Below are 5228 nucleotides of genomic sequence, written 5' to 3' on the forward strand. Positions count from 1 at the left end.
GTCCTGCTCAACACCGGCCTGAGCATCACCACCTCCGAACACGGCATCGCCCCACGCGCCCGACGCGACATCCACGCCGCCATCCAAGCCGGCCGCTTCACCGGAGGCGACCCCGAACTCGCCTTCGTCATCGCCGCAGGCACCGCACTATGCCTCGGCCAACTCCTGCACACCCAACCCGACCGCGACGACACCCAAGCCACCGACCAGATCACCGAAGACCTCCTGCGAACCTTCGGCATCCCCGCCGACGAGGCCCACGAAATCTGCCAACGCCCCCTGCCCGACCTCGACCGGCTTCTCCCCGATGCCACCGTGTAGCAGTGCCCGTCGATGGCATGAACCGCTCATGAGCGACGACCCGTCGACGACCTGAACGCGCCGCTGGGGGACATGGAGGTCAACCTCGATTTCGGCGGGGAGACCGAGGCGGCGTGAGGCCGCTGCTGTCGGAGGGCCGTTTTGGCATGGGAGCCGCCGTTCCCGAAGGCCTTGCGCGATGGGAGTTGCACCGTCACCGCGCACGCCGCCCGTGTCGGCCAGAACGCTCGGCAGGGGGCATGTTTTCCCTGGTAGTGGTTGTGGTGATGAACGCCGGGGGCGGAAAATCGTCATGTGGCGGGTCGGCCGGGGCACACCTTGGTTCCGACGCCCTCAGGTGTGGACCGGGGTCCCCGCGCCGGTGACGCTCACGGCAATGATGGGCCCGTCCAGCTGGGTCACCTGGCGGAAGGCCGGATAACCGCGCAGCCGAATGACCGCGTCGATGGTCGCTGTGGGGCGGCAGTCGCGGACGGAAGAGGTCTGCTCATGCGTATCGTCGTCGATCTGAATCGGTGCCAGGGATACGCACAGTGCGTGTTTCTGGCACCCGAGGTCTTCCAATTGAGTGGTGCGGAGGCGCTTACCTACGAGCCGAACCCCGACGACGCGCGGCGCCTGCAGGTCCAGCGAGCCGCTGCGGCCTGCCCGGTGCAAGCGATCCTGATCGACCGCCTGAACGGCGCCGAGCGGAGCGTGACGTCATGACCATGCCGGCAACGGTCGCAGAGCTGGTGCGCACCTTCAAGGCCAACGGCCGGATCGTCATCGTCGGCGCCTCCCTGGCGGGGCTGCGGGCCGCCGAAGCCCTGCGCGAGGAGGGCTTCCACGGGTCTTTGACCATCATCGGTGACGAGCCATACGAGCCCTACGACCGTCCCCCGCTGTCCAAGCAGGTGCTCAAAGGCTGGGTGCCGGCCGACCACACTAAGCTGCCCCGCTTGCGGGAACTGGATGCGCAGTGGCGGCTCGGCGTGGCGGCCACCGGGTTGGACCGAGCCACCAGGCAGGTGCGCCTGGCCGACGGCGAGCAGGTCCCCTACGACCGGTTGCTGATCGCCACGGGCACCCGCGCGCGGCAGTGGCCCAACCGGACCGAGGCCGCCCTGGAAGGGGTGTACACGCTGCGCTCGCGTGATGACGCCGCGCGGCTGCAACAGGCGCTGGTCGCGCGGCCAGCGCGGGTGCTGATCATCGGCGCCGGGTTCATCGGCTCGGAGATGGCCTCCGTCTGCCGGGAACTCGATATCCCGGTGACCGTCGCCGAGCGGGGCTCGGCGCCGCTGGTCGGCGCGCTGGGCGGGGTGATCGGGAAGATCGCCACGGAGATGCAGCGCGACCACGGCGTGGACCTGCGCTGCGGGGTGGGTGTGTCGTCGCTGGAGGGCGACGCGGGCGGACACGTGCGGCGTGCTCGGCTCTCGGACGGGAGCACCGTCGAGGCCGACGTGGTGGTGGCCTCGCTCGGGTCGATCCGCAACGTGGAATGGCTGGAGGGCTCCGGGCTGGCGGCCGGCTTCTGGGGTGTCGGCTGCGACGCCGGCGGTCGCGCCTTCGACATCAACGGCGTGGTGACCGACACCGTCTACGTGGCGGGGGACGTGGCGCGCGCGCCCCACGTGCTGTACGAGTACCAGTTTCTCGCGATGGAGCACTGGGACAATGCCGTCTTCGGTGCCGAGATCGCGGCCCACAACATGGTGAACCTCGAGCCCGACTACTACCCCCATCTGTTGCTGCCCGGCTTCTGGTCCGGCCAGTTCGGCGTCAACATCAAGTCCGTCGGCGTGCCGCCGTTCGGCGACGAAATCGTCTTCACCCAGGGGTCGGTGAAGGAGCGCCGCTTCGCCGCCGCCTACGGTCGTCGGGGCCGCATCGTCGCCGCCGTCACCTTCGATCACGGCAGGTGGCTGGAGTACTACGCGCGGCTGATCGAGCAATCGGCCCCGTTCCCGCCCCCGCCGCCGGGCTGGGATCGGCCCGACGACATGAACCCGATTCCGGCTGATTTCCCCGAACCGGGCGTCCCGACGGCGATACCCGACGTTGTCTTGACCGGCCACGACCCGAACGAGCGCAGGGCCGAGTTCCGGCCTCGACGCCGCTGACGCGCCCCTCGAGACCAGCGTGTAACTGGACAGCGCCAACAGGAAGAGGAGCATCATGGCCGAGGAAACCGCCTGGCAGCAGGCCCTCCGTAAGGCCAGCCGCGCCAATCCGTACCCGTTCTACGAAGAGCTGCGGAAGACGCCGGTGGCGCGGCAGCCGGACGGCAGCTATGTCGTCAGCACCTATCGAGAGCTCGTTCAGCTGCTCCACGACCCCCGGGTCAGCTCGGATCCGAGGAAGCGCCCCGGGGCGATCCCGGGCGCCGATCCCCTCGAGGCGAACATCATCGAGATGGACCCGCCCGAGCACGATGTTGATCGCCGCCGGATGACGCGGCACTTCGGGCCGCCCGAGCGTCCCCACATGATCGCCGACCTGGAGCCCAAGATCCGCCGCATCTTCGCCGGGCTCCTGGACGACATGAAGGGCAAGACCCGGATCGACGTCGTCGACGAGTTCGCCTTCCCGGGGCCGGTGACCGTCATCTGCAAGGTCCTGGGCGTGCCGCTGGAGTCCATCCCGCGCTTCCACGGCTGGATCGAGACAGCCCTGGACGGGTTGGACTTCGGCCCGGAGGCGAGCGACCCGGAGCAGCAGCGCCGCCTCGCGGCGGTTCCCGCTGCGGTGGTCGAGATGAGGCAGTTCCTGGCCGACCTGTTCGACCAGTACCGCAAGCAGCCCGGCCCGGGCATGTTGTCGGGGATGGCCCACGACAACGGCCCGGAGGGGCGCCTGCCCCAGGAGTCGCTCGTCAACAATGCGATGCTCATGCTCTTCGCCGGGCATGAGACGACGGTCAACCTGATCGCCCACAGCGTGCTGTCCCTGCTGCGGCACCCCGACCAGCTCGAGAAACTGCGCCGCCGACCGGAGCTGATCGTGCCCGGGGTCGAGGAGCTGCTGCGCTTCGAGTCGTCGGTCCAGTTGTGGCACAGCCGCTCCGCCCTCGAGGACATCGAGATCGCCGGCACCACCATCCCGGCGGGCTCGACGATCTTCCTGTGCTACGGCTCGGCGAACCGCGACCCGGAGCGGTTCGAGAATCCCGACAAGCTCGACCTCGAGCGCCCGAACAACGAGCACGTCGGCTACAGCCAGGGCATCCACTACTGCTTCGGCGCTCCGCTCGCGCGGCTGGAGGTCCAGACCGCGGTCAGCGAGTTCTTCCGCCGCGTGGAGAACCCGCGGCTCGTCGAGGACCCGCCGCCGTACCGCCACAACCAGATCTTCCGCGGCCCACGCCACCTCTGGGTCGACATCGACGGGATCCGAGACTGAGCGTCCGATCAAGGGACCCGAGGAGATCAGCAATGCGAGCATTTCAGCTCGTCCAAGCGCAGAAGCCACCGGAGCTGCGCGAGGTGCCGGTGCCCGACCCCGGGCCCGGGCACGTCCTGGTGAAGGTCGGCGGCGCCGGCGCCTGCCACTCCGACCTGCATCTCATGGAGGCGCCCACGGAGCGGCTCCCAAAGCTGCCGTTCACGATCGGCCATGAGAATGCGGGGTGGGTGGAGACGACCGGACCGGGCGTCGCCGGGTTCGCGCCCGGAGACCCTGTGATCGTCTACGGCCCCTGGGGCTGCGGCCTGTGCGCCAACTGCCGGGAAGGCAAGGAGAACTACTGCCAGAAGACCGGCGGTCTGGGCGGGGGCCTGGGTGGTCACGACGGCGGAATGGCTGAATACCTGCTGGTCCCGGCGTCGCGATTCCTGATCCCGCTCGGCACCCTCGATCCCCGCGAGGCCGCCCCGCTCAGCGACGCGGGGCTGACCAGCTATCACGCCGTCAAGCGGTCGCTGCACCTGCTGGGGCCGGGCTCGACCGCAGTGGTGATCGGAGTGGGCGCTCTGGGCCAGATGGCCATCCAGATGCTGCGAGCGCTCAGCGCGGCGACCACCGTCGTCACCGTGGACACCGCCGCCGACAAGCTGGAGATCGCCAAGCGCATGGGCGCGGACGAGGCGCTGCTTTCCAGCGACCAGGCGGTCACGCGGATCAAGGACATGACGCGGCAGCAGGGCGCTCAGCTCGTGCTGGATATGGTCGGCATCGACCCGACCTTGCGGATGGCCGCTCAGGTGGCCCGGGTGCTTGGCCACCTGACCATCGTCGGTCTCGGCGGCGGAGCCCTACCGGTGAACTTCTCGAGCCCGCCGCACGAGTGTTCGGTTGCCTCGCCGTACTGGGGCTCCATTCCCGAACTCATGGAAGTGATCACCCTTGCCCAGCAGCAAAAGATCAAGATGCTGGTCGAGCACTTCCCCTTGAAGCGCGCCGGCGAGGCCTACCAGCTCCTGCACGACGGCAAGATCCAAGGACGCGCGGTCATCACCCCCCACCCATGAGCACCACCATCAAGGCGACCGGTTGGCCTCCTGAGGCACCTGGGCGGGCACTCGTTCGCCACCAGGCGACGCACTTTGCTGGCGATATGCAATGTGGTGGGCCTCGTCGGCGGGGATGCCGAAGGTGCGCAGGAGGTCTTCGGTGATCTGGTCGGTGGCTTGGGTGTCGTCGCGGTCGGGTTGGGTGTGCAGGAGTTGGCCGAGGCATAGTGCGGTGCCTGCGGCGATGACGAAGGCGAGTTCGGGGTCGCCTCCGGTGAAGCGGCCGGCTTGGATGGCGGCGTGGATGTCGCGTCGGACGCGTGGGGCGATGCCGTGTTCGGAGGTGGTGATGGTCAGGCCGGTGTTGAGCAGGACTTTGCTGAGCTGGGGATTGCGGCGGTGCAGGCGTCCGGTGAGCCGGAAGCTGTAGGCGAAGACTTCGGCGGGGTCGTTCATGTCGCGGGTCAGCTC

4 protein-coding genes and 2 pseudogenes are annotated in these 5228 nt (G+C 68.8%); 5 read left to right on the top strand and 1 reads right to left on the bottom strand.

From position 1 onward, the window contains the following. From KLK06_RS59190 to KLK06_RS59210, 5 genes and pseudogenes are all read left to right on the top strand, one after another. A pseudogene (locus KLK06_RS59190) lies at positions 1-321 on the top strand (TetR/AcrR family transcriptional regulator); the annotation flags it as partial. A gap of 489 nt (positions 322-810) precedes the next feature. Further along, complete coding sequence (locus KLK06_RS59195) at positions 811-1029, top strand: ferredoxin (protein WP_214644714.1); 219 nt, start codon at positions 811-813, stop codon at positions 1027-1029. Next, positions 1026-2429, top strand: coding sequence for an NAD(P)/FAD-dependent oxidoreductase (locus KLK06_RS59200; RefSeq protein WP_250907737.1), 1404 nt, complete (start codon positions 1026-1028; stop codon positions 2427-2429). The genes KLK06_RS59195 and KLK06_RS59200 overlap by 4 nt, the downstream gene beginning before the upstream one ends. A gap of 55 nt (positions 2430-2484) precedes the next feature. Next, positions 2485-3708 (top strand): cytochrome P450, encoded by a 1224-nt coding sequence (locus KLK06_RS59205; RefSeq protein WP_214644715.1) that lies wholly within the window; start codon positions 2485-2487, stop codon positions 3706-3708. A 32-nt stretch (positions 3709-3740) separates the two neighbouring features. Next, a complete protein-coding gene (locus tag KLK06_RS59210) occupies positions 3741-4775 on the top strand; it encodes an NAD(P)-dependent alcohol dehydrogenase (RefSeq protein WP_214644716.1) in 1035 nt (344 codons plus the stop codon). Between the two features lie 9 nt (positions 4776-4784). Here KLK06_RS59210 and KLK06_RS59215 read toward each other — a convergent pair. After that, a pseudogene (locus tag KLK06_RS59215) lies at positions 4785-5228 on the bottom strand (hypothetical protein); the annotation flags it as partial.

The organism is Nonomuraea sp. NEAU-A123, assembly GCF_018603905.1.
In the GTDB taxonomy this organism is placed as follows: Bacteria; Actinomycetota; Actinomycetes; order Streptosporangiales; family Streptosporangiaceae; genus Nonomuraea.

Coding starts and splice junctions, on each gene's coding strand:
- KLK06_RS59205 (WP_214644715.1), top strand. CDS start 2,485: ATGGCCGAGGAAACCGCCTGGCAGCAGGCCCTCCGTAAGGCCAGCCGC.
- KLK06_RS59200 (WP_250907737.1), top strand. CDS start 1,026: ATGACCATGCCGGCAACGGTCGCAGAGCTGGTGCGCACCTTCAAGGCC.
- KLK06_RS59195 (WP_214644714.1), top strand. CDS start 811: ATGCGTATCGTCGTCGATCTGAATCGGTGCCAGGGATACGCACAGTGC.
- KLK06_RS59210 (WP_214644716.1), top strand. CDS start 3,741: ATGCGAGCATTTCAGCTCGTCCAAGCGCAGAAGCCACCGGAGCTGCGC.